The following is a 24233-nucleotide window of genomic DNA, read 5'->3' as shown; positions in this document are numbered from 1 at the left end:
TATCTATCATTGTCAACTAATCAAAAAGCGCGACACAGGCCAGCATTCTCGGGTATACTTTATTAGCTCCTGATGACCAGCATCTGAAGGAAGCATAAGGATGGAATAACGATCAACAAAGCAGACCTGCAACAATCGCAATCATGGTGCATCTAATCAATGACTGAAAATGAAAATAAGGTAGCAGCTGAAGGTTTTTCGCTGGAGGCTTTGCATGCCGGCGATCCACAAGAGTTTTCCCGCCTTGTGGATGCATACTCAAGTAAGATCTACCGCCTGGCTATAAAGATGTTAAATCAACAGCAGGATGCTGAGGATGTTCTACAAGAAACATTTTTAAAAGCTTATCGGGCCATAAAATCCTTCGATGGGCGCTCAAAGATATCAACCTGGCTGTTTCGGATTGCAACCAACGAAGCGCTCATGATCATCAGACGAAAACATCCGGAGATGATATCCATCGATGAGCCAATTGAGACCGAAGAAGGTGAACAAGAACCAGTCCAGATTATTGATTGGTGTTGCCTGCCTGAAGATGAACTGTTATCTGAAGAAACCCGGAAAAAATTAGATGCAGCAGTTCAAGAGCTTCCTGAAAGATTGAAAGTCGTGTTTATCTTGCGAGATATCAACGATTTATCAACTCACGAAACCGCTGAGGTGCTGGGGTTAACTGACACAGCAGTAAAGACCCGGTTGTCACGTGCCAGGTTGCGCTTACGAGAAGAACTCTCAGTCTACTTTTCTGAAAAATCCGGCGGTGGCACCGAGCTGCCAGCCGATGAACCGGTAGTGTCTACCCATAAAGCACCTAGAGAGACTGCTTCTTCTCTCAAGAGGAGTAGCTGACCGATGATGGAAGATAAGAAAAAACACGAACATAAGAATTGTCGTCAACTGCTCGGGTCACTTTCTGAGTATGTGGATGGTGAGCTGGATGATGAGCTGTGCAGCGTTCTGGAACAGCACCTGGAAGACTGTGAAGATTGCCGTGTCGTTGTTGATACGCTGCGAAAAACCGTCTACCTATACCATACCACTACGAGCGATGAGAACATCCCGGTAGATATTCGCCAACGCTTATTTAAATCTCTAAATATTGAAGATTATTTAGAAAAGTAAGCACAACCTGTAGAATGAAAGCGCTTCCAGCATTTATTTCAAACGCCGAATATCCCCCTCGCGCACAGTAATTCCCCGTGCATCCAGATGCTCAAGGAGTGCCAGTACGTATCGGCGGCTGGTATTAAAATGATCGCGAACTTCAGCTGCCGTGATTGTTTTTCCTCCCTGTAATAAATTGATTACTTCTGATACCATCCGCTCATAATCTTGTTTGCGGAAGACCACGTCTGGGGGAATGGAAACTAACCAGCCTGATTCAAGCATGGCATTATACAGCTCATCTCCAACTTCCGTGATGCACTCCTTCGCAGACGGTGGGGAGTATGGTGCACTGGCAAAGCGCTTCAATAACCCATCCGCAGCCAGCTGTTGCTGGGAGTTGAAGCGGATGGCATGGTTTGTTAAGCGAACAAACGCACCGGTTTCGACCAGGTCCCCATCCGCGACGATCAAATGTAAGATGGCGTTATATGGCCGAGAGATTAATTTCAGGCGGGATTTCAACTCCTCACGCGGCATACCGCCGCGTAGAGGATATACCTTATGGTAATCCCCTACTTCCTGTAAGACCTGGCGTTTCAGCTGGTTACAATAACTTCTTGAAATGACCAGGGATTGAGAGGATGCAGCGAGCCCTGGTGAATTATCCAAGGTAATGACATCCCCTTGGGTGACCAATTCCTGAGCAGCATTTTTGGCTATGGTGGCGTCGAGGTTAGAACGGCTGATAACATCCTGAAGCGAGGCAATCCCCAGGGCTGTCAGGGCTTGCAGCAGGATTTCCGCGGGAGTTCCCCGGCTCAGCAACTCTAGCCTGGCCAGCTCACCCCCAGAGAACCGTTTGTGCCTGCCTTTTGAGTGGGGGTCAATAATTACTCCACCGCCCAATGTTTCACCTGGTGAGGGCCGTCTCAGGATGTAGCGATCACCGCGGATGGCCACGACCGGCTCTTCCAGCTCAAGCTGCAACCAACCCTCCTCACCTGGGTGCAGCTCTTCGCTTCCCAACAACCGTACCCTGGCCAGCACTTCGGCCGCACCAATAAAAAACTTTACCATGGTATCATGTTTGAGCGGCAGGGGGACGTCGGCCAGCAATTTAAACTTGACATCGATCCTTCGGGTAGGCTGGTAGCTTCCCGGGTAGGCAATGATATCCCCGCGTTTCACCTGTTCGGTATTGATGCCTGAGAGATTAACTGCTGTGCGGCTGCCTGGGATGGCCAGGTCTTCTTTTTTACGATGAGTTTGTAAACCGCGGATGCGGGAGCGCAGGCCGGCCGGCAGGATCTCAACTTCATTGCCCGCCTGTAACGTGCCGTCGCTGAGCGTCCCGGTTACGACGGTACCGAAGCCAGGCATGGAAAAAACCCGGTCGATTGGCAGGCGTGGCCTCCCCAGGTCTGCGCGGGGTGGATGGTTCAGCAGGCATTCGTCGAGGCGCTGTAGTAGCTCGGGGATCCCTTGGTGGGTACGGGACGATACACGAACGATGGGAGCTGATTCCAAGACGGTATGCTGTAGTGCTGTCCGGATATCATCTTCAACCAGGTCGAGCCAGTCTGGGTCGTCGACCATGTCAATCTTGGTCAGCGCGATCACTCCACCCTGGATTTGCAAGATGTCCAGGATTGCCAGGTGCTCGATCGTCTGGGGCATCATGCCTTCATCTGCGGCGATGACAAATAATGCCGCGTCAATCCCACCCACCCCTGCCAGCATGTTTTCCAAGAAATCGCGGTGACCGGGCACATCTACAATGCCGATTTCTTCACCAGAAGGCAAGGTGAGCCAGGCAAAGCCCAGATCGATCGTCATTTCCCGCTCGCGTTCTTCCTTCAGGCGGTCGGGATGGGTCCCGGTCAGTGCCTGGACAAGGCTGGATTTCCCATGATCAACGTGCCCGGCTGTGCCAATGACGTGCATACGCTTCAGCGGGTATTTCCCATCGTCCGCTCATAAGTGGTCACCCACTCATGTGCCACAGTTAGAATGGACTGCAGGCGTTTTTCTACCAGCTCGTTTGCCTGCTGCATCAGGTCCTTCACCTCCTGGAGATCATCTTCAATGTGGGTGGTCTGTTCAGCCAGTTTTCCAAACTGGCGGTTAGCTTCGTTACGTTGTTCTTCCTGGGTGAGGGTGTAATTCGTCCAGCGCTTCTGGTCATCCGCTTTAAAAGTAACCCATTCCTGACGGAAGCGGTCTTCCGATAATCGCTGGATTTCAGTGATCTCGCTGATACGGCGTTCAACTCGCTGGGTCAAGTCTTCCAGGTTAGTCTGGATGCGTTTTACTTCACGGTGGGTGTTATCGAGGCTCACCAGTTGCGATTCGATATCCACGCCCTGCTTCTCGATAATATCAAAGCGGGTCTGCCATTCCTTCCATGTACGTTCCCGCTCAACTTGAGTGACTGCTTGTTTATTCAGGAATTGGGTCATCGCTTCCCGACGCTCATCTTCCACGGTGATCAATTCATTCAAGCGGGTTTCCAATTTCCGCAGGTTGGTATTGATCAACTCGTTCTGACCACGCTGGTCATCCAGGCGTTTCCGCATGGCATTAACTTCGCCCTGCAGGTCAACAATGCGCTTGGCATCCTGCCGACGCCCGTCTTCCAATAAGCGGATCGTGCGAGTATATTCTTCTTCCTCAATTCGTACGGAATCGATTTTTCCTCGCAATTCATCTAGAGTGCGGCGCATGGCAATTTCGATATCTACGCGAGCCTGGATATTCTTATCCAGTTTAGGGATCATCTCGAGCTGTTTTTGGAGGTCAGCAAAGGTGACATCGATGGATTTAATCTGCACCTGGTGGACTCTTTCCGATTCGTCGACGCGTAGTTTGATCGCTTTATCGAGCTCGTCAATCGCTTGTTTTGATTCAATCCGCGATTTAACCAATGCCTGGTCATACTGATCCATGCGGGTAACGATGGCTGAAAGCCTGGTAAGCTCGCTGTTGATACTTTTGCCTTGCTGTAAAGTAGCCGACAGGTTGCCTTCCAAAGATACCAGCTTGTTCTCCAGGAGAGCAATGGCATCCTTTTCTTTGCGGCGATCTTCCTCCACCCATTGAATCCGTTTTTGAAGCTGATCAATATCCATGTGGGCTCCTAATCCATACTAAAATCAAGCAAGCTGTCTATAAATAGCTTCATTACATGCGATTATAGCATGAGGTGTATTTACGGCACTTGCCAGGAGATTAGGTGAGAAAAGACTTGGGAGATATTTGTCAGTGCAGGTAAAAACCACTGCGGGAATAACCCTACGATGAACAAGGATAGGATGCCTGCGATGAGAAAAACGAGTGTCCATCGTTTTTCGTGCATCTGCCAGGGAGATTCCTTCCTCCCCATGGTTAAAACTGCTGTTGTGCGTATTCCACTGATGAAGAGCCCTACACTCCCCAACAAGGTGAACCCTGCTACCACCGGTGTGGAAAATGCCAGCTTTCCCCACAACGAGATATGCACAGGGAAGCCCGCCAGTAGGGGCATCCCGGCAATTGATAAGCTGCCGAGGATTAACGCCATCGAGGCAACGGGCATGCTGCGAGCCAATCCCTGTACTGTGCGGAAGCGTAAACCGTCCGACCCAGGTGAAAGGTGAAGGTTGAAGAAGATAGACAAAGCCAGGGCCCATAAACCGATCGCCAGCAGGCGTGGGAGAGCCATACTAAAGAATAGCTCCAGCCCATTATTTTGTGTAATAGCCAGTAAAGATAGGCCGATTTCGGTCATGCAAGCATATCCCATAATGCGCCCCAGGTGTCGCTGGAACGCAGACCATATCCCCCCAACGAACACCATCAATGCTCCACAGAACTGAAGCAAGTTTAGCGTAGCAGGAGAGTTACGCAGCCAGCTGTATTGATCCAGGAAGCCCAAACCCAATAACGTAACCATCCAGGGCAACATGACCAGGATAAACCCAAGGGCATATGGGTTGGTTTCTTCAGCCAGGAGCGGGATCCAGGTGTGAAAAGGAAAGATCGCCAGCAGGAAGAGAAAACCAAACGCCAGGAGGAGCATCGCCCGGCTAAGCAAGGCTGTCTCCTCAGGGCTGGCTTCTACACCTGCCAGCAGCCATCCGGAAAACAAGATAAAAGGCATCCCCAAGGTTTGAAAGGTTAAAAATCTTTGGGCACCCTTACCTGGCGATGCTCCAGCTCTTACCAGCATGGGTACGCAAATCAAGGCGGCCAGCTCAAGGATCAGGGCTGCATACAGGAAAGGTTCAACCGCCAAAGCAGCAATCAACAGGGCAACCAGGATCATCCCAAGCGGGACGTACATGCGGCCAGCATCGGCGATGTATACCCCTGCAAACCAGAAGGCACACATCAGGAATATCGCGGCTAACCCGGGTTGGTGTGTGCTATTAAGGATGAACTGCCGGCCGAGTACTTCAAAGGTATCCGTAACCTTGAAGGACCATTGACCTATTTTTACTGCTTCATTGACGGGGAGCTTCCACGCAGAAAGCGCCAGTATTAACATAAGACCGGTACCGATGAGAACGTTTAGGCGGTACCAGCGGCGAAGAAAAAAAATTACCACTCCACCCACCGCCGGAGTAATGATCCACAGCAGTGGTGTGCTCATGGATTGGCTTCCATCGTCGGGCCAATGATCAGGTAGGTTCCAACCAGGGCAAGACCCAAGGTAACCACTGCCAGAAGACCTGTCACAAGCGTGGATGATTCGACTGCCGCATAAATGACCTCGAACCCAGATAGGGTAGTGAGCAGGCCGACGACCACCCGCAAGGGATGGGAGGTGAGGCTAAGCTGGAGTAGCCCAATACCGATCAAGAAAAAACTCCCCCAGCGAATTGGGATGGAAAGGTTTGGAAACCACTCTACCGAATGAAGCACCAGGGATGTGATGGCCAGGCTTAAAATACCAGCTGCGAGCAACCGGAAAGCTGTGCCAAAGCGCAGGAATCTTTCTTGTTCAGACCAGGCTTCGGGCACATATGCCATGGCAATTCCTAATATGGCGGCTGCCATCCAGCCAGCCACCATTTTAACAGCCGCCAATTCCATCGGCCAAGATATGCTTGCTAAAATGAATACACCTATATATTGGATGGCTAAGGCTCCCACACTGAAACGCCAATCCTTGGATATGAAGATATACACGGATGTGAGGGCAACCAGGATAACCGCACCAAGAGCCAGCGAATCAGGATTCATTACCACTCATTTCTGCAAGAAGACAAATATTAAAGCAAATAATACCAGTGCCCATAGCAAGCCTCCGTCCCCCTCAAGGATGGTTGAGACAAGGCCAAAAACCCTGCTAAAGGCATGGTAGATCTGCCAGATGAGCAGGTATAACCATTCGAGGGAGAACAGCTTGTTCCAATTTGATGATTTCAGACGGTTGGAAACAATGCGAGAAGGAATGCGGATACGTTTTAGTAAGAACAGGATCGTTGCGGAAACCAGCAATGTCAGTGGACCGATGAACCAGGAGAAGAGTGGTAAATTGCGCAGATCAGGGAGGATGAGCCAACCGATGAGCAGATGGGTGGTAAGTATCAACATTAGCCCAAATGGATATAAAACCCACACCCACTTTTCGATATGGATGGCTTTGCTTTCTTCATTCGGGTAGACACCTCGCCAGCTATGGCGGAAATAGCCGGCAAAGATGAGCGATTGAATGAGGATAAGAAAAGATGAAAATATGATGGTCAAAACCAAGCCGGTATTGCTTGCTCCGATGGCTTGATACATACTCGCTGCCTGCCAGGTGGGGCTGAAGGGTAAGATGGATATGTTGAACAAGCCCAGGATTAGAAGGGGAGTGAGATTTCGGTGCCGGATGTCCAAACAGAAAACTAAACCACCCGACAACAGGCATGCGATCGCCCAGGCAAGGCTGGCAGACGGTTGAGCCAACATCGCTGCGGATAACGCCAGGGAGGAAATTCCTAACAACCAATAGTTCCTGCCTGCCGCTGCATCAGGTTGGGTTAACCACTTGTTTGAAGCATACAAGCCAACCACAATGGTGAACCCCAGTATGTAAGGCAAGATATCCTGTGGAATGCCTGTACTTGCCACTCTAACCAGCAGGATTAAACTTGCTGCGGAAGGGATCAGCTGTAGAACCGTCTCAAGCTCGTGGCGGATGGCAATCTGATAGCTGAACGGGAGCAAGGGGGGCAGAACCCCCAGGCGTAGCCCGGCTGCGAATATTAATAGCAGGCTTACCGATGGTGGTAGATTTTCAAATGAAAGGCCAGCTCCTCCTGCCAGCTGCATCAAGGCAGCGATGATGAGCAGCACCAGCGCTACCATCCGGGCTGAAAAGTTAATCAACATTCTTTCACGCACCTGGCTGCTAGGTGTCTGGCTTAAAAGGGTGACAAGCTGCAGCATATCCAAGGCGGCCCAGGCGAGCATCAGGGTGAGCAGATTCCCGGCTGTGACGGCCACCAGCCCCATACTGGTGAAAATCAGTATCACGATCCATAGTATCCAGTTGGGCATCTGGTCGGTAGATTCAGCCAGGTCGGAGTTATTGGCATGGGTTTTGTCTGCTGAGCTTGTGTCTTCCTGGACGGTAACGATATTTTGAGCTGCTGGTTGGTCATGTTTCGTGCTCCTGCCAAGATTTGCTATAGAAGTGATCAGCACGCAAAAAGATAAAGCGGTTAGACCAAACGCAAAAAACCAGGAGATATCATCGATCAGTAAGGAGGGGGAGAACGGAAACAGGCTTTCAGGTTCCCAGGTTAGTACCGTGATGCTCGTGGGAATGTCAGCCTGTGAAATGGAGATCAGCACGATCCCTACCAGCAGTGCAAGGACAGCTAAAAACCCCTGGATACTGAACCTCGGCCTGACCAGGTGCAGGATCAGCATGGCGAATGAAGCAAATATAAATAGAAATATGGTCAGGAGGATCAGCATCTTGGCAGGGGCAGATTACAGGATCACACCATGGTCACGTGACATGTAGCGGCCCATGCCTGCCCGGCCGAGCCATTGCTCCCCATCAACGATAAGCATGCCGCGCAGGAACACTTTTTCAGGGTATCCCACCAGCTCCCAATCTTCAAAAAGGTTGTAATCAGTCCGGTGATGAGAGTAGGCCTTTCCATAGCGGATCCTGCGCTCAGGATCCCAGATTACGATATCCGCATCTGACCCCGGCAGCAGGGCACCTTTGCGCGGATAAAGTCCGAATACCTTGGCCGGGTTGGAGCTCGTCAGGGCGACAAATTGGTTCGCAGAAATCCTACCAGCCCTGACCCCGTAGGTCCACAGGATGGGCAGCCGGTCACCGACGCAGGGCAAGCCATTAGGGATCTTGGTAAAATCATCTTTGCCCAGCTCTTTTCCTGGAATGGCTATGGATTTGCCTTCATATACGATTGGTTGGCTTCCATCATAGAAGAATGCGCAATGGTCGGTTGCGATGGTCTGCAGGGTACCATTGGCCACACCTGCCCATAAGCGCTGGTTGTCGGCTGGTGTCCGCAGGGGCGGGGAGCACACCCATTTCGCCCCGTCGGGCTTGCTCAGTTTCTCTTCAGAGAAGAACAGGTATTGTGGGCAGGTCTCACCCATCACCTGCAGACCATGCTCCCTGGCATAAGCCAGCTGGTCAACCTCTCCAGCCACATTCATGTGGACGATATAAAGAGGCGCACCAGCTTGTGCAGATAAGGCTGCGGCCCGCAGCGTGGCTTCCACTGCGCCCCAGGCTGGACGGGTGCGGGCATGCCACTCTGGCGTGGTGTGGCCTTCCGCCAGGGCTTCAGCAGTCAGGATATCGATCACATCACCATTTTCTGCATGCAGCAGGGTCAGCAGCCTGTGGGTTTTTGCCAGCCGAAGCACCTGGAAGATCTCACCATCGCTCAGCCGCAGGCGGTTATTATAGGCTGTGAATACTTTTAACGATGTGATACCCATGCCAGTCAAGTCTGGGATCTCCTGTGCTATCTTCTCATCAAAGCGCGTGATATTCATGTGGAAGCCGAAGTCAATCGCTGCCAGCGGGTCGGCTCGCTTGTGCCAGGCATCCACACAGGCATGCAGGGAATCGACGTCCTGGGAGACAAAATCGAGTACTGTGGTTGTACCGCCAAAGGCTGCTGCTTTATGACCCGTATAGTGGTCATCGGAGCTGACCGTGCCGAACATGGGCAGGTTGAAGTGGGTGTGTGGGTCCACGCCTCCGGGCATGATGATCTTACCCTGCGCGTCAATGATTACAGCACCAGCTTGATCGATATCTTGACCAATCGAGGTGATTTTTTCCCCCTCGATCAAGATATCGGCTTGGAAGGTCTCAGCTGCGGTGATGATGGTGCCTGCTTTGATAATGGTCGACATGTCCAGGCTCCTGCTCAGGAATTGATGGTCTTATACAGCCTCACGCTGCTTGGATCCAATTCAGCTTTAAGCTGTTGTATGGTTTTTCCCGCCACTGGGTGGATGAGATCAGGGGCGATATCTGACAATGGTATGATGATAAATGCGCGCTCAGTCATGCGGGGGTGTGGGATGGTCAAATCGGGTGTCTCGAGGATCACGTCGTCATAAAAAAGGATATCCAGGTCTATCAGGCGTGGACCGAAGCGAAAAGTCTCCTGGCGACCCATTTTTACCTCAGTAGCTTTTAAAAAGGTTAGCAATTCGTGTGGTTCAAGGCTTGTGCTGGCCCTGATTACCTGGTTCAGGAACAGAGGTTGGTCCGAATATCCCCATGGTTCGGTCTCATAGATCGGTGATTGTTGGATCTGGCTAATTTTGATTTCCAGCTCATTCATTGCAGCTTGTAAATTATTCAGCCGGTTTCCAAGGTTGGAACCTAAGGAAAGATAGATGCTGGCTGCCATAAGACCCTTTTGCTAAACACGCTCAATGATGGTTGAAGTGGCCATACCATGACCGATACACATGGTCTGCAAGCCATAAGTACCGTGGGTGCGTTGTAGCTCATGGACAAGCTTGGTCATCAAGACGGCACCGGTAGCACCCAATGGGTGGCCCAGGGCAATGGCACCTCCATTTGGATTGACTTTGGTGATATCCGGTTTAATCTCCTTCGCCCAGGCCAGGATAACCGAAGCGAAAGCTTCGTTGATCTCAATGACATCAATTTCATCCAAGGAGATCCCCGAGCGATTGAGGATTTGCCTTGTAGCAGGGATGGGGCCATCCAGCATGAGCACCGGGTCGGAGCCGGTGACAAAGCGGGCGACAACGCGCGCCAGGGGGCTCAGGTTGTATGCACCAACCGCTTTGGCTGATGCCAGAACCAGGGCTGCCGAGCCATCGCTGATCTGGCTGGCATTCGCGGCAGTGATAACCCCCTCTGGTTTGAAAACCGGCTGGAGGGCAGCCATTTTCTCACGATTGGGTGGCATACGTACACCTTCATCTATTTTCACCACCTTACCGTCAGCTAAAGTGATTGGTAAAATCTGGCCTTCAAAGTAGCCATTTTGGATGGCGTGCATGGCTTTCAGGTGTGATTCGCAGGCATAATCATCCAGCTCAAAACGCGTCAGGTCGTACTTCTCAGCCATCATCTCGGCGCTGACACCCTGATGGACTAATTGATAGGGTAAACCTTGCGGCCACTCTTTTGGGTAATCAGCCCCCAGGGGTTGGTGCGACATCATCTCGGTCCCACCGGCGATCACAAGGTCCATATCGCCGGCCAGGATAGCCTGGGCGGCAAAATGGATTGCCTGCTGGCTCGAGCCACACATCCGGCTAAGCGTGACAGCCGGGACGTGCATTGGGAAACCAGCCCTGAGTACACCGAGGCGAGCCAGATTGGCTCCCTGATCACCGACGGGTGTCACACATCCCCACACAACATCTTCTACCTGGGCAGGCTCGATACCAGCCCGTTTAACAGCTTCTTGGAGGACCAGTGCGGTCAGATCGGTGGGTGAAAGGGAGACTAATGCGCCGGTGGGCTTGCCCTGCCCGACTGGCGTTCGAATAGCGGAAATGATGAATGCTTCAGACATTACAACACCTCCTTACCATGTGTATAGCATACCATAATTATTCTATGAGAATACGCTCAGAGCAGCTGTTTTCCTTTGCCAGGAAAGCCAGGAACGACTAAAATATTCGCTGAAGAATTAACCCAAGGAGTATGGATGGCACACGCGACATTTCATTTTCCCCGCGGCTTCCTGTGGGGGACGGCTACAGCTGCCTATCAAGTAGAGGGTAACAATCCTCACAGCAACTGGTACGCCTGGGAGCAACAGCCAGGCAGAATTTTGCAGGGGGGCAAAGCCGGTCTTGCCTGTGACTGGTGGAACGGACGCTGGCGTGAGGATTTTCAGCGCGCTGCAGATGGCGCTCAGAATGCACATCGCATGTCGCTTGAATGGAGCAGGATCCAACCAGCTCCTGACCGCTGGGATGAGGATGCCCTCAACCGTTACGTGGAGATGGTGCGCGGGCTTGTGGAGCTGAACATGACGCCCCTCGTCACCCTGCACCACTATTCTGATCCGCAGTGGTTCGTGGATAAGGGGGGGTGGGAGCAGGACTCGGCCCCAGTGTATTTTGAAAAGTATGTCAAGAAGGTGGTTCAGGCCTTAAAAGATTACGTCAGCTTGTGGTGTACGATCAACGAGCCGAACGGGTACGCCGTTGAGGGTTTCATTCAAGGATTATTTCCGCCCGGCAAACAGGATCTCAACACAGGCTTTACCGTCATGGTTAATCTCCTGCGCGCCCATGCTGCGGCGTATCACGCCATTCACCAGATTCAACCACAAGCCAGGGTTGGGATTTCGCATTACTATCGTAGTTTGAAACCTTCCAGGGGGTGGTTTCTTCCCGATCGATGGGTAACCCGCTTATTGGGTCACCTAAATGTTGCATTCCCGAATGGTGCCACCGATGGAGTGATGCGCTTCTTGTGGATGAGGAAGCCTGTTCGGGAAGCCAGGAACACCCAGGATTTCCTGGGGATCGATTATTACACCCGGGATTACGTCAACTTCAGCCTAATGAGAATGAGTGAGCTATTCAGCCGGCGGCATTTCCGGGAAGGAGCCGAGCTGAGCACCACGGGGTACCTGGCCAATGAGCCATCGGGTGTATTCGAAGCAGTTAAATGGGGAAAGGGCTATGGACTGCCTATTATTATCACCGAAAACGGCATTGAAGATGCTGATGACCATCTGAGACCACGCTACCTGGTGGAGCATCTCCACCAGGTATGGAAGGCTGTGAACTTCAACTGGCCGATTAAAGCCTATTTCCACTGGACCCTGGTGGATAACTTTGAATGGGAACGCGGTTGGACCCAGCGATTCGGCTTGTGGGAATTGGATAGTGATAGCCAGGCACGTCATAAACGACCCAGCGCCGACCTTTATGCTGAAATCTGCCGTGAGAATGGCATCTCTGATGAGATGGTGCGGAAGTATGCAACGGAATTAATACCCGAACTATTTCCTGAGTAGTATGAGGTAACTATCTATGGTGGAATTGTTTGAAGCAGATAGTGTGGTTTGCCGTCCTGCCCTTGCCAAGGACAAGGAGGCAGTACTGGAACTGTCTTCACATATCTGGGAAGGTAACGATTATCTTCCTTATGTGTGGGATGAATGGCTGGCTGACCCTGGTGGGTTATTGGGTGTGGCTGAGACGCATGGCCGAATTGCAGGGGTGTTCAAGCTAACCAAGTTCCAGGACGATGAATGGTACATGGAAGGGTTGAGAGTCCACCCCGATTTCCAGGGGCTGGGCGTCGCCTCGCACATCCACCATTACGTGGTGGATACCTGGCGCCACATGGGCAGCGGGATCATTCGCTTGACGACCGGCTCTTATAACGTCAAAGTGCACCGTATGTGTGAAGAGACCGGCTTCCTGCGTATCGCCGAATTTATCCCCTTCCGTGCCCCGGTTGGTGCAGCCGGAGAGCCTGACTTCCTTGAGTTGAAAGTTAATGAGGCCGCTCAGGCGATGGAGTTCATCTTGGCCAGCCCGGTACATGCTTTATCCAGTGGATTGATCAATTTGGGTTGGGTGTATGCTAACCCTCAGCTGAAGCACATACGTGAGGCAATCGAGCGAAAGCATGCCTGGTGGTGGCAGGGAGGTCGGGGGTTCATCTCCATTTGGGAGGATGACGAAGATGATGAGCACGCCCCTGGGATTCAGCTGATCGCCTGCCAGGTAGACGAGCTGGGTGATCTGCTGCGCGATTACCGGGTGTTAATGGGTCGCTTGGGGTACAAATCGCCCGGCTGGGTGGCACCTAATCACCCTGTGGTGATCGAAGCCCTGGGTAAAAATGGCTTCGAGCGCAGCTGGGATGTGTCTTTGTACATCTACGAGCTCAGAGCAGATTGATTTTCCTGTAAGGTCCAAGGTTAAGGGGGAGCGAGACGGGCTCAAGCCCCTTTATGGTATAATGCGCTTCGCTGTCGAGAGACGGTAATTGAATATATATCCGGAGAGGTCGCGTAGTCTGGCCTAGCGCGCACGCCTGGAGAGCGTGTTTCCCGCAAGGGAACGAGGGTTCAAATCCCTCCCTCTCCGCCAGGAATAGGTGGGGGTAGAGATACCTCCACCTGACATATATGGGGGTAAGATGGTCAGTGCCATTTGTTGGTTTTTATATAATCGTGTGCGTAAAAATTTATTGTATGAAACGACAAGAATGTCTTGGTAATAATGGCTCCTCTCCAGAATGTCAAGTACATTGAAGGTGATGCTTGGTAAACAGCAAACAACCACATAGAAGTGCCAATGTCATAGGGTAAGTAGTTCCAATGAGTTGCAATATGTATCTACGCAGGATTATGCGTAATCACACAGAATTAAAAGCAGGTCTCGATAATTTGCCCGCCTTTTATAGCTCCCATGGTTCTCCGCTTGATTGATATCGTAGACAGGTTTCGATTTCAGGTGAATGTTAGGTTAAAGTAAGCCAACTAAAACATCCCGCATTTTCTCGGAGTCTTTGCCCATAATAAGTGGAATTTCCCGACACGAACCATCATTCATCGTGAGTTCGAGATGTTTTAGAAACCCTTTTATATTAATCCCAGTAATATTCTTTATTAAAATGTCTGTCTTCTTGGGAGACATCATGGCAGGCAAACCGCCTCTTTTATCTAAAATGGAAATGCGGTTCGGGAAAATTGTAATCTTAAATAATCCCATATTACTGTATTCATAAAGTGAAGAGTTAGAAATATCTTTAACTGGTGCAGCCTTTGGTGATTGTTTAACCTCTTGTGGAGCACCACAGCCAGGACAGGAGGTTTCCTCGTCTACCATTCCTTTACCGCAGTATTTACAATTTTTCATGGAAATATCCTTCGATAATTATTATACTTGTGTAAATGAAAGCCTATGGGTCTTTCTGGCAGGAGACTGCTTGCAATACTGCAAGGCTTGTTAGTGTAAACTGTTTTCATATAATCAGAAAATAACTTGCATTATCATTTATTCTTTCATATTTACCTGAAAAGCAATCCGAAAAATCACATGGCTTTATTGATGCAGTATTCCATTTAGAGATATATACTTCTGATTATCAGATCTTCTAACGGCGGACATAACCAAGATCTAAAATCTTCGGGATTAGGAGGGAATTATGAACTCGAAAGAAAAATTGCTGGAGATGCTTGCTAGCGATGATGGCACAGAAAGATATGGGGCTTGCGAATTGCTTAGGGTCAGCGAAGAAAGTTCTCCTGAGATCGTTCATGCCCTGATGAACGCATTGCATGACCGCGATGAAGATGTAGTAGGTAAGGCCAGGGCAGCTCTCAAAGCAGATGTTCATCACCAAATGGCAATAAATTTGGGGTTAATCAAGGAAGAAAAAGTTGAAAGCGAGGATAGTAAACCTATTACATTTCCAACGGCAGTGGATTATTGTCCAAAATGTAATCAAGCAAATACACACGGATCTCAATACTGTAATAACTGTGGGGCATCTTTATCAGTAGACAGTACGCCAAAAAAGAAATCGCATAAGGTGCTGTGGATTGTCTTGGGATCGGTTTTGGGGGTGTTGGTGATTGCAATCATCGTTTGCGTTTTGTCAATCGGAAAATTAAGCAGCGAAGCAACACCGATCGCAGATGTCTTAGATGCTTTCATGAATGCTATGGTAGTAAAAGATGTTGAAGGCGCATACGCGCTTACTTCTCCCAGCTTTCAAGAGTAAATTCCAGTTGAGAACCTAGAGGGAATGGTAAGCGGCGATAATTATCGGATTATTGAGGGATATCAAAGCCTGCACATAACCAACATCAAAGTAAATTATGGAATCCCCCAAACAGCTGAGGTCTCCGGAACGATAAACTACATCAACGGCCAAGGTGAATTTTCTGCCACGATGGAAAAAGTAAATGGTAGCTGGATGGTCTTAGGATTCAACTATCGAAGGTATTATCCTACTCCAACCTAGACCATCTATGATTCGGATAGGTGCTAAAAATCGTGGATAAGCATATTGATAAAGCAAAAACCATGTAATATATCACCAAATAAGGTTACCCATGACGAGGGGAATAAACCAATAAAACCTATCTTTCTACAGGTTATTACACAACACACGTGACAAAAACATACTCTACCAACTTTCAGATTACGACAACTCCGGTCATGATATTTACCCTGAACTATACCCTTTACCTTTCTATGGTTATCAAATCCAGTAAAGTACCACTCGCTCGAAGCTCATCTCTTTCGGAAGGTGGGATCCTACTGGTGTTATCCCTTTAATCACCTTGTTTACACATAGAGGAAAAAAATTCGATCGTTTCCTATGCAGTGATTATTTTATTGATCCAGCCTCAATTATTAAATTTTGCGATTACATTTAGGAACAATGTAAATACGAACTAATAATCAGACATTGGAGGGGAATATGTATTCCAGAGAAAAACTACTTGAAATGCTCACCAGTAACAAACCATCTGTGAGATATGAAGCGTGTGAATGGATTAGAGTCAGCCAGGAAAGTTCGCCTGAGATCGTTATCGCCCTTGAGAAAGCCACCCATGATGTAGATAAAGAAGTTACTGAAAGAGCGACTTTGGCGCTTCAAGCTGATGTTCATCATCAGATGGCTATCCAAATAGGGATGATAGAGCCTGATACTGATTCTGATCAGGAAAAGAATATGCAAGCAACGAACATTCTTGATTTCAGTGAAGCACAGCTGTATCAAGTTGATTCGGCTGGCTTTACCGAAGGAATGGTATCTGCACCTCCCAAGCACATGAACATCCTTGAGACCTGGTTTACAGCCATCAAGCCGTCCCAATCCAATTTTGCAGAAATCTTAAATGACCCGAAAGCAAGCACACGGCGCGGATTATTGTGGTTCTTTCTCGGAACAATGATTTCATCACTCATAGATCTGCTGGTTATGATGTTCAACGGATCGTTTCAAAGTAATAATATGACATTATTCGGAACAAGTAATTCAGTAATATTAATGGCACTATACGCATTAATCATCATAGCCTCAAATGCGATATTTTTAATATCGCCCTACCTTGTGATGGCTGGGGGCACCAATATTATTGCACGTGTCTTTATGAAGCAGGGTGATTTTGGCAGATTGGTGTATCTTACATCCGCATTTACCGCTCCAATGATTCTCTTGTATACCATAAGCAGATATATTGGTCGTTTCGGGTGGCCTCCCTTCGCGATCCTTATCTATGAATTGGTCAGTTGGGGAGCCGCCATCATTGCTGTGTATAACATTAGGACTGGTAAGGCTATCCTTATAACCATTGTTGCAGGGATTATCACAATTAGCAGTATTTTCATCTTCGTGATTATTTTGGGACTACTCGCCGTCAGGCTGGGCTTTGTTAGTTAATTATCTTTACCAGATATTGGTGAGTAATTTCATAATCCATAATCTATTACATCATCCTGATATTCTCGCACAAGGACAGTTGAACGACAGTTCATTTTCACCTGCAGACGTTATTAAGCCAATATTGATTGTGTTATAGTAAATGGTACCAAATTTCATCGCGTAAATTAAACAGGAGACCATATGGATTATCGATCGCAACGCCAGCTCATCCGAGGTGACTTATGGGACGAATGGGGCTCGCTCGAGCTTGATCAGAAGCTTGGGTTGCCAATGCCACCCCTTGAAAAGTCTTACCCAAAAGATGCTACGCTTATTGACCTGGTTTCACCAAAGGATTTTACGATTGGGAACATGCCTCTCAGTGAAGCGATTCGTCTTCGCCAGAGCTCCCGGAAATACCTGCCGAAACCCCTATCACTGGAAGAGCTATCCTTCCTGTTGTGGGCTACACAAGGCGTGAAATCAATCATCATGGATGGTTACGCCACCCGACGGACGGTGCCATCCGGAGGTGCGCGGCATCCCTTTGAGACGTACCTGGCAGTGATGAAGGTTGAGGATTTGGCTCAGGGGTTATATCGTTACCTGGCGATTGAGCATAAGCTCTTGTTATTGAGCGAAGACCCAGAGGTTGGGATAAAAATTTCGGAGGCATGCGCCGATTTTGCGTTGGAGAGCGCAGTAACTTTCATCTGGACGGCTATCCCCTACCGGTCCGAGTGGCGTTATGGACCCCTGGCAGCCAAGCTGATTGCACAGGATTCGGGTCATGTGTGCCAGAACCTGTACCTGGCGTGCACCGCCATCCAGGCTGGAACGTGCGCAGTGGGCGCTTACATTCAGCAGAAGATGGATGCGCTGCTGGGTGTGGATGGAGTGGACGAATTCACCGTCTATTGCGGGCCGGTGGGTAAAATCTAGGAGCAAACTGGCGCAGATGGAGGAGTAATACTATTGATCTCTCCGAAATTGTTCAATAAAACTAACTAGCTTGCCTGCTCTGCTTTCGCTGGAATTATTAAATTCTCTGACGCTGCATTGATTGGCAAATAAATCATCGAGAGAATATAAAGCCCAGCTATAATTAGCAATAATGCTTTTATTCCAACTACAAACGTGATCGTCTGAAGTAGAGCACCTACCAGGGATCCAATCAAATTTGCCCCCAGCGCTTCACTTTTTCCTAACACAATAGCGAATGAACGAGTAAATATAAATCCACTGAAAAGCATCGGTAATGTGGTCAAGCCGCCAATAATTATTGCTTTTAAGGTATAAGGTAAGAAGGCGAATTTTGCGAGATCAATGAAATAAAGACCCAAGCAGATTATGATTAATGCTATATATGCATAATACACATTTGCTTTAGGAAATTTATAAGCGAGCATATTTGCCAAAAGTGCCATAATAAGCACTCCGCTAACGATAACAGCATTCACGATCCACGTATTGCCAAGAACTACAGACGCTTTGCTAATATTCTGTACTTCTAGAAGTAGAAAAGCAGCACCCAAAAAAAAGAAATGCCAGTGGGTGCGTTTCCATTTTGAAAAAACAGAACTAGAATCCCAACGTCGGAGGCTCCTGAACAAGATCAGTATAATCAACCCAGCTAGTAGTAAAAAGAGGACAGGGATTTTGGGTGATTCCAGATAAAGATACGGCCAGTCATCGGTCGTTATTTGGGTCGTATTTGGTAATGTATAAAGGTGCGCCTGTTGAAGAGAATCGATATATGCTTTTAGCTTCTGATTCTGAGATATCTGTTGCTCGGCAACCTTCATATCGCCAGCAATAAACATCACACCCCCCCAGCCATAGGGAGTAGTTGGAATCAGAAATGAGATTGGAGCTTCACCGAAAACATCTTCGAGTACTTTATCTATACGGTCTGCGATGTAAAGCTCTTGCGGTGCAAAAGTGAGCACCATGATGCCACCATCTGCCAATAGCGATTTTGCCCTCTGTATACTTTCCTGTGTATATACATAATGGTCTAGGCGAGAATTAGTCATCGCAGTCATGGTATGTGAATCCAATAATCCAAACGAGATGACATCAAATTTTTGCTTTGTAGTAGCAAAGAAAGATCTTGCATCATCATTAACGATTTGCACCGCAGGTGAAGAATAAGGTTGTTCGGGATGGTAAGTGCGACCAAGAGAAATGATTGCTGGATCGATCTCTACTGCAGTAATATTCTCCACACCCTGGCGCAATCCCCCAGCTGCATCATTGCCTGTGCCGGCACCGACAATTAAATAATTATTGGGGTCAGGATGTAGTAATAGCGGAATATCGTACTGGCTTAAACCCTCAAGCTCAGGATCATACATTTCTGGATCTGAGAAAACATGGATTTCACTCAAATCTGAGATCAGCTGATAGCCGGTATTATTTACGGTAACGAGGAGATCTCCAAATCCAAAGGCATTTCGATCTGTCTTTGTGACGACTAGTTTCTGATACGGTGACCAGATCACTTTCAGAGCACCGGGGACCTGACCGGCAAACCAGGAAAGTACTATGATCGCAATGAGTAAAGAAATATTAATTCGCCAATTGACACGTGTCCAGATAATGAAAATAGACATTATCACCGCAAAAACGGCGAACCACCAGAAAGGTGGTAGATAAAAGAAACTTAGAATAACGAAAAGCCAGGTACCTATCAGGCTGCCAGCAATGTTTACTGAATAAGCGAATATCGTGTTTGGGTGATCATCCAGCAATCGTCCTAATAATCGGCCAATCGGAACGAAAACATCCACAACGAGAATCAGTACACAGTACGAAAGGATCAATCCAATTGCAACATATATAATAGTCATCCAAGGGCTGTTCGAAAAAGTCGACGCCCATATTGTGAAATCCCTCAACACGCTCAACAACTCGCTAATATATGCTAACCCCGTTCGGATTATGGGGATTGACATAAATAACGTGAGAATACCTAGAGGAACTAATGATTGATGCAGGCGGATAGGCTTGCGACAGGTAAAACAGCCAAGACCTAAACCTAAGAAACACACAACCAGGATTGTATTTTGCAGATAGGCAAAAATTCGTATTTCAGTACCGATCCACCTGATCAGCATCATCTCAGTAAAAAGACTCAGGACACTGATCAGAAAGATAGCCCATGTGCGTTTGGTTGGTGCAATAATTTCGTACTGCTCAATGTTTTGGTAGTCTGTTTTAATAGGAATTTTTCCTTTGCCTGGATGGAGAATATAAAGATTATACCAATGAAGATTTAACTGATGAGATGTTGACGATTATTTGGTAAACGATAATGCTCATTATCTCATTAACTGCGGGTAGCACGGATACGCATACCCATGAAAATGATCGGAGTAGGTTCGGCAATTATTGTGGGTAGATTAATAACAATGCTGGTTTATAAATCAACATAGTTTACTATAGCCGAATTTGCCGGCGAACATTAAAATATGGAAGGATAAAATAAGCTGATCTTGCCACCACATATATACTTTCGAGCGCGAGGAAAGACATGGCAAAACAAACCAGTAAGGAACAGCTACTAAAAGATATTCACATTGAACGAAGACGCCTGGAAAAAAGGTTAGCGACTCTGCGCAAGGAGGAAATGATCCTGCCAGGGGTTACGGGCACCTGGTCAGTTAAAGATATCCTTGCCCACCTGAGCGCCTGGGAAAGACTCTTCCTGGATTGGTGTTCTACTGGATTAAACGGCTTAATGCCCGAGATATCACCGGTAGGCATGAAACGAAAAACCATCGATGCCCTAAACCAACAAATTTTTAAACAAAATCAGGGGCGTGACCTGGCTGACGTCTTCACAGAATTTTATGCCTCATACCAGGAAGTCATGACGGTCATAGGGTCTATCCCTGAAGAAGATATGTTTACCCGAAGCCGCTTCACTTGGACGGGTCCACTGATCCTTGCAGATTATATCGCTGGCAACACGTGTAACCATTATGCCTGGGCAAACGCTCAGATCAAAAAATATGTTAAAAAAGCTAGTGAAGACCTGGGGAAAAATATGCAGATTGATTAACTGAAACATATACTATATGGTACAATATTGGTCTTAATAGGGTGGAAATGATCGGTCTTTTGTATTAACATATATAGGTGGGATGGAGAAAAAATGGCTTTTATAAAAACGATACCTGTCGATCAGGCTGACGGTTTGTTACGTGAGCAATATCAGGCAGACCTGGGGTCTAAGGGATATGTACCACAGTATACACAGGCATTCAGCCTGCACCCGGAGATTTACGACGCCTGGTTGAAGCTGATTGGGACAGTACGCCCGAAGATGAGGCTACGACAGTACGAACTGGTGACCTTTGCGGCAGCAATGGCACTCGGGTGTTCCTATTGAATGCTTGCCCATGGAGCGTTGCTCCGTAAAAATTTTTTCACGGTTGAACAGCTGCTGGCGGTGGTTGCAGATTTCCGCCAAGCTGGCCTTTCTGAGCAGGAAGTGGCATTGATGACCTTTGCACAAAAAGTTATTCAACACCCGGGTGAGATAACTGAGGTCGATATCAATGCACTGCGAGCCTATGATCTTTCAGATGAACAGGTCCTTGATCTTGTTGTGGTCATCACTGCGCGCAGTTTCTTTAGTAAGACTCTTGATGCATTAAAAATTCAACCAGATGATGTTTATAAGGATCTTGAGCCGGAGCTGATTCAAGCACTCAGCATCGGCCGGCCATTTCCATAATCAATAGACGATTATTTGGATGAAAATATCGATCTTACTCGCTAGTGTTATGAGGATGTGCTGCGCTGCGGGGGGATGATTGAAGTAAACCATGATAATCATCTGACTGACGGTCGGGTTTACATCAATGGATATAAGTACATAGCCCTCCAAACAACATTAAGCCTGGGGTCTCAGAATTCAAGCCCACAATGATGTAAAATAAGGTCGCAATATGGGCGAATAGGTTTTCGCGTGGATTGGCTTATGTAGGCGCGGACGGAAACAAAAAATCCCATTAACTCAAGTGACATTCCGGTTGACAGGTTGTTCAGCTTAGAACCATGGATCCTTTTGACCCAGGCTTGCAGAGAAAAGGTATGGCAGTCTTCCTTGTGGGGCTGGCCGCTGTATTTGGGTTTTTAATCGGGATCCTCAATGTAAAAGACGGTGGGATCGCAGCACCCAAGGTAGATGCCACGGAGATATATAAAAAGACGAATGCTCCGACAGCATCAGTGACCTCAAGCCCAGAACCCAGCATAACAATGTTGCCAACCTACACGCCATTGCCGACATTCACTCCCCGCCCATCAAACACCTCTTCACCTACCTATACACCGTCCAGTACTGGTACTCCCACACAAACGACGACGCCGACCCGGATTTATACTCGTACGCCGGCATATACGGCCACATCCAATGTAGTTTATCCCACTAACACACCGGTCATTCCTACCTCCCCACCAACGGTGGTGATCAACACTTGCAAGGTGGATCCCTTCACTGTGCCAATCGATACGAATGTATCCATCACGTTCATTGTTCAATTTTCTTCACCCGGTTATGGATTTGACGCGGTCAATAATCCAGTTTATTCAGGACAGGGAGGCTGCACCGGCACAGATACCGATGGTGACGGGATGGCATACTGCGTCGGATCTTCTGGGGCACTTCCAGCCTCTACCACCATTGATGTCACCTTAAAAACGGCGGTAGGGGATTGTGTAGTTAGTTATAGCTCCCGGTAAACTAATCAGGCTCCAAGAAGTGTAACACTCGGTTGACCTTCCCATTAAAAAAGTGGAAAGCCTGAAATTTCTAATTGAATTACAGGTGATTATGGTTTATATTAAGGAGTACTAGGTTTTACTAATTATTTGAGTGATGGGAAATGCGCATAAGTAGACTGGTTATTGTTTTCATTCTCATGTCAATGTTCACATCCCTGGGCATCCCGGGTCCATCCGGGGTTCAGGGAGTGTCTGCGCAACCTCGAGTCTTCGCGGAGGTGAGTGGTGCTACGGTCGAGCAGGATTTTTTGCTTGCCTTAAAAAGCCCAACCCTGTTGCCAATTGATAATGCAGATGGTGATGGGAGTTACCTGGTAAGCTGGACCACAGTGCCATCTGCCACCAGCTACACCCTCGAACAAGATGACAATCCGGGGTTTACCTCACCGGTTACGCGCTATTTCGGAGCTGATACTCAATATCAGGTGAATGGGCAGTATTACGGCACCTGGTATTACCGGGTGATGGCCAGCAACGCTAGCAGTAATAGCCTCTGGTCAAATACGGAATTGGTTATGGTCATTAATGCTCCACCAAATGCGCCTGTCTTGGAGCCGATAACTAATCCAGATGGAGATGGAACCTACCTGGTTGATTGGAACAGCGTAACTGGAACCCTAACATATACCCTTGAGGAGGATGACAACTCGAGTTTCAGCTCCCCGAGCATAAGCTATACGGGCACGATCACCCAACATGTGGTCACAGGACAGCTGGCAGGCACGTGGTACTACCGGGTTCTGGCCAGCAACGGTGACGGAGATAGCCCCTGGTCGAATACCCAGTTGGTGAATGTCAAACCCTCAGCGCCAGTGCTATCGGCGATTGACAACCCCGATGGGGATGGGAACTTCACCATTCAATGGAGTAGTGTGACCGGGGCAATAAGCTACACGCTTGAGGAGGACGACAACGATAGCTTCGGTTCACCAAAGATCCTTTATCAAGGTAACAACAATCAATTTCCGCTCACTGGCCAATATTACGGCACCTGGTATTACCGGGTGATGGCCAGCAACGCTGGCGGTAAAAGTCCCTGGTCAAATACGGAATTGGTTGTGGTGATTAATGCTCCACCAGCCGCGCCTGTCCTGGAACCGATAACTAATCCAGATGGAGATGGAACCTACCTGGTTGATTGGAACAGCGTAACTGGAACCTTAACATATACCCTTGAGCAGGATGACAACTCGAGCTTCAGCTCCCCGAGCATAAGCTATACAGGCACGATCACCCAACATGTGGTCACAGGACAGCTGGCAGGCACGTGGTACTACCGGGTTCTGGCCAGCAACGCTGACGGAGATAGTCCCTGGTCGAATATTGAAGTGGTGAATGTCAAACCCTCGGCGCCAGTGCTATCTCCGATTGACAACACCGATGGAGATGGGAACTATAATGTTCAATGGAGCAGCGTAACGGGGGCGATAAGCTATACGCTTGAGGAGGATGACAA

The 24233-nt window shown here is 48.4% G+C and carries 23 protein-coding genes and 1 tRNA gene; 14 read left to right on the top strand and 10 right to left on the bottom strand.

The genetic code is table 11. The features are described from left to right. Positions 1–159: 159 nt before the first annotated feature. Together C3F13_07270 and C3F13_07265 are read left to right on the top strand one after the other, a co-directional pair. Positions 160–849, top strand: coding sequence for an RNA polymerase subunit sigma-24 (locus C3F13_07270; GenBank protein PWB54084.1), 690 nt, complete (start codon positions 160–162; stop codon positions 847–849). Positions 850–852: 3 nt separating this feature from the next. Beyond that, entirely contained in the window at positions 853–1122 is a 270-nt protein-coding gene (locus C3F13_07265) for a hypothetical protein (protein PWB54083.1), read from the top strand. Between the two features lie 33 nt (positions 1123–1155). On the opposite strand, the gene selB is transcribed toward C3F13_07265, so the two are convergent. The 8 genes from selB to C3F13_07225 all read right to left on the bottom strand — a co-directional run bounded on the left by selB (position 1156) and on the right by C3F13_07225 (position 11141). Beyond that, entirely contained in the window at positions 1156–3051 is a 1896-nt protein-coding gene (gene selB, locus C3F13_07260; protein PWB54082.1) for a selenocysteine-specific translation elongation factor, read from the bottom strand. Between the two features lie 5 nt (positions 3052–3056). Then, positions 3057–4235: a hypothetical protein gene (locus C3F13_07255; GenBank protein ID PWB54081.1), complete on the bottom strand. Its 1179-nt coding sequence runs from the start codon at positions 4233–4235 to the stop codon at positions 3057–3059. 80 nt (positions 4236–4315) lie between these two features. After that, complete coding sequence (locus C3F13_07250) at positions 4316–5737, bottom strand: hypothetical protein (protein PWB54080.1); 1422 nt, start codon at positions 5735–5737, stop codon at positions 4316–4318. Further along, positions 5734–6330 carry a hypothetical protein gene (locus C3F13_07245; protein ID PWB54079.1) on the bottom strand — a complete coding sequence of 199 codons (597 nt, stop codon included), beginning with the start codon at positions 6328–6330 and terminating at the stop codon, positions 5734–5736. Before C3F13_07245 ends, C3F13_07250 begins: the two co-directional genes overlap by 4 nt. 6 nt (positions 6331–6336) lie before the next feature. Next, entirely contained in the window at positions 6337–8058 is a 1722-nt protein-coding gene (locus C3F13_07240; GenBank protein ID PWB54078.1) for a hypothetical protein, read from the bottom strand. Positions 8059–8073: 15 nt separating this feature from the next. After that, positions 8074–9489, bottom strand: coding sequence for a dihydropyrimidinase (gene hydA, locus C3F13_07235; GenBank protein ID PWB54077.1), 1416 nt, complete (start codon positions 9487–9489; stop codon positions 8074–8076). A 14-nt stretch (positions 9490–9503) separates the two neighbouring features. Then, the gene (folK, locus tag C3F13_07230; GenBank protein ID PWB54076.1) at positions 9504–9995 is read right to left on the bottom strand and encodes a 2-amino-4-hydroxy-6-hydroxymethyldihydropteridine diphosphokinase; all 492 of its coding nucleotides are present in this window, start codon (positions 9993–9995) and stop codon (positions 9504–9506) included. Between the two features lie 12 nt (positions 9996–10007). After that, positions 10008–11141 (bottom strand): acetyl-CoA C-acyltransferase, encoded by a 1134-nt coding sequence (locus C3F13_07225; protein PWB54075.1) that lies wholly within the window; start codon positions 11139–11141, stop codon positions 10008–10010. A 135-nt stretch (positions 11142–11276) separates the two neighbouring features. Between C3F13_07225 and C3F13_07220 the strand changes: the two genes are divergently transcribed. From C3F13_07220 to C3F13_07210, 3 genes are all read left to right on the top strand, one after another. Continuing rightward, positions 11277–12602 (top strand): glycoside hydrolase family 1 protein, encoded by a 1326-nt coding sequence (locus C3F13_07220; GenBank protein PWB54074.1) that lies wholly within the window; start codon positions 11277–11279, stop codon positions 12600–12602. A 16-nt stretch (positions 12603–12618) separates the two neighbouring features. Further along, positions 12619–13497 (top strand): hypothetical protein, encoded by an 879-nt coding sequence (locus C3F13_07215; protein ID PWB54073.1) that lies wholly within the window; start codon positions 12619–12621, stop codon positions 13495–13497. Between the two features lie 102 nt (positions 13498–13599). Further along, positions 13600–13689 (top strand) — tRNA-Ser (locus C3F13_07210). A gap of 378 nt (positions 13690–14067) precedes the next feature. On the opposite strand, the gene C3F13_07205 is transcribed toward C3F13_07210, so the two are convergent. Beyond that, on the bottom strand, positions 14068–14460 hold the full coding sequence (locus tag C3F13_07205) for a hypothetical protein (GenBank protein ID PWB54072.1): 393 nt from the start codon (positions 14458–14460) through the stop codon (positions 14068–14070). Between the two features lie 289 nt (positions 14461–14749). Here C3F13_07205 and C3F13_07200 point away from each other — a divergent pair, with 289 nt between their 5' ends. From C3F13_07200 to C3F13_07185, 4 genes are all read left to right on the top strand, one after another. Further along, on the top strand, positions 14750–15328 hold the full coding sequence (locus tag C3F13_07200; protein ID PWB54071.1) for a hypothetical protein: 579 nt from the start codon (positions 14750–14752) through the stop codon (positions 15326–15328). 24 nt (positions 15329–15352) lie between these two features. After that, positions 15353–15571, top strand: coding sequence for a hypothetical protein (locus tag C3F13_07195; protein PWB54070.1), 219 nt, complete (start codon positions 15353–15355; stop codon positions 15569–15571). Positions 15572–16033: 462 nt separating this feature from the next. Then, positions 16034–16999 (top strand): hypothetical protein, encoded by a 966-nt coding sequence (locus C3F13_07190; protein ID PWB54069.1) that lies wholly within the window; start codon positions 16034–16036, stop codon positions 16997–16999. A 183-nt stretch (positions 17000–17182) separates the two neighbouring features. Beyond that, a complete protein-coding gene (locus C3F13_07185; GenBank protein PWB54068.1) occupies positions 17183–17923 on the top strand; it encodes a nitroreductase in 741 nt (246 codons plus the stop codon). A 65-nt stretch (positions 17924–17988) separates the two neighbouring features. Here the strand turns inward: C3F13_07185 and C3F13_07180 are convergent, their stop codons facing one another. Then, entirely contained in the window at positions 17989–20103 is a 2115-nt protein-coding gene (locus tag C3F13_07180; protein ID PWB54067.1) for a hypothetical protein, read from the bottom strand. A gap of 413 nt (positions 20104–20516) precedes the next feature. Between C3F13_07180 and C3F13_07175 the strand changes: the two genes are divergently transcribed. The 5 genes from C3F13_07175 to C3F13_07155 all read left to right on the top strand — a co-directional run. After that, positions 20517–21047, top strand: a complete 531-nt coding sequence (locus C3F13_07175) for a hypothetical protein (GenBank protein ID PWB54066.1) — start codon at positions 20517–20519, stop codon at positions 21045–21047. A gap of 93 nt (positions 21048–21140) precedes the next feature. Further along, entirely contained in the window at positions 21141–21377 is a 237-nt protein-coding gene (locus C3F13_07170; GenBank protein ID PWB54065.1) for a hypothetical protein, read from the top strand. Then, complete coding sequence (locus tag C3F13_07165) at positions 21378–21725, top strand: hypothetical protein (protein ID PWB54064.1); 348 nt, start codon at positions 21378–21380, stop codon at positions 21723–21725. It begins immediately after the preceding gene. A gap of 323 nt (positions 21726–22048) precedes the next feature. Continuing rightward, on the top strand, positions 22049–22735 hold the full coding sequence (locus C3F13_07160; protein ID PWB54063.1) for a hypothetical protein: 687 nt from the start codon (positions 22049–22051) through the stop codon (positions 22733–22735). Positions 22736–22920: 185 nt separating this feature from the next. Next, on the top strand, positions 22921–24233 hold a 1313-nt coding region (locus C3F13_07155), incomplete at its 3' end, for a hypothetical protein (protein ID PWB54062.1).

This window comes from Anaerolineales bacterium (assembly GCA_003105035.1).
Lineage (GTDB): Bacteria > Chloroflexota > Anaerolineae > Anaerolineales > UBA4823 > FEB-25.
This window is presented reverse-complemented; position numbering and strand designations above follow the sequence as displayed.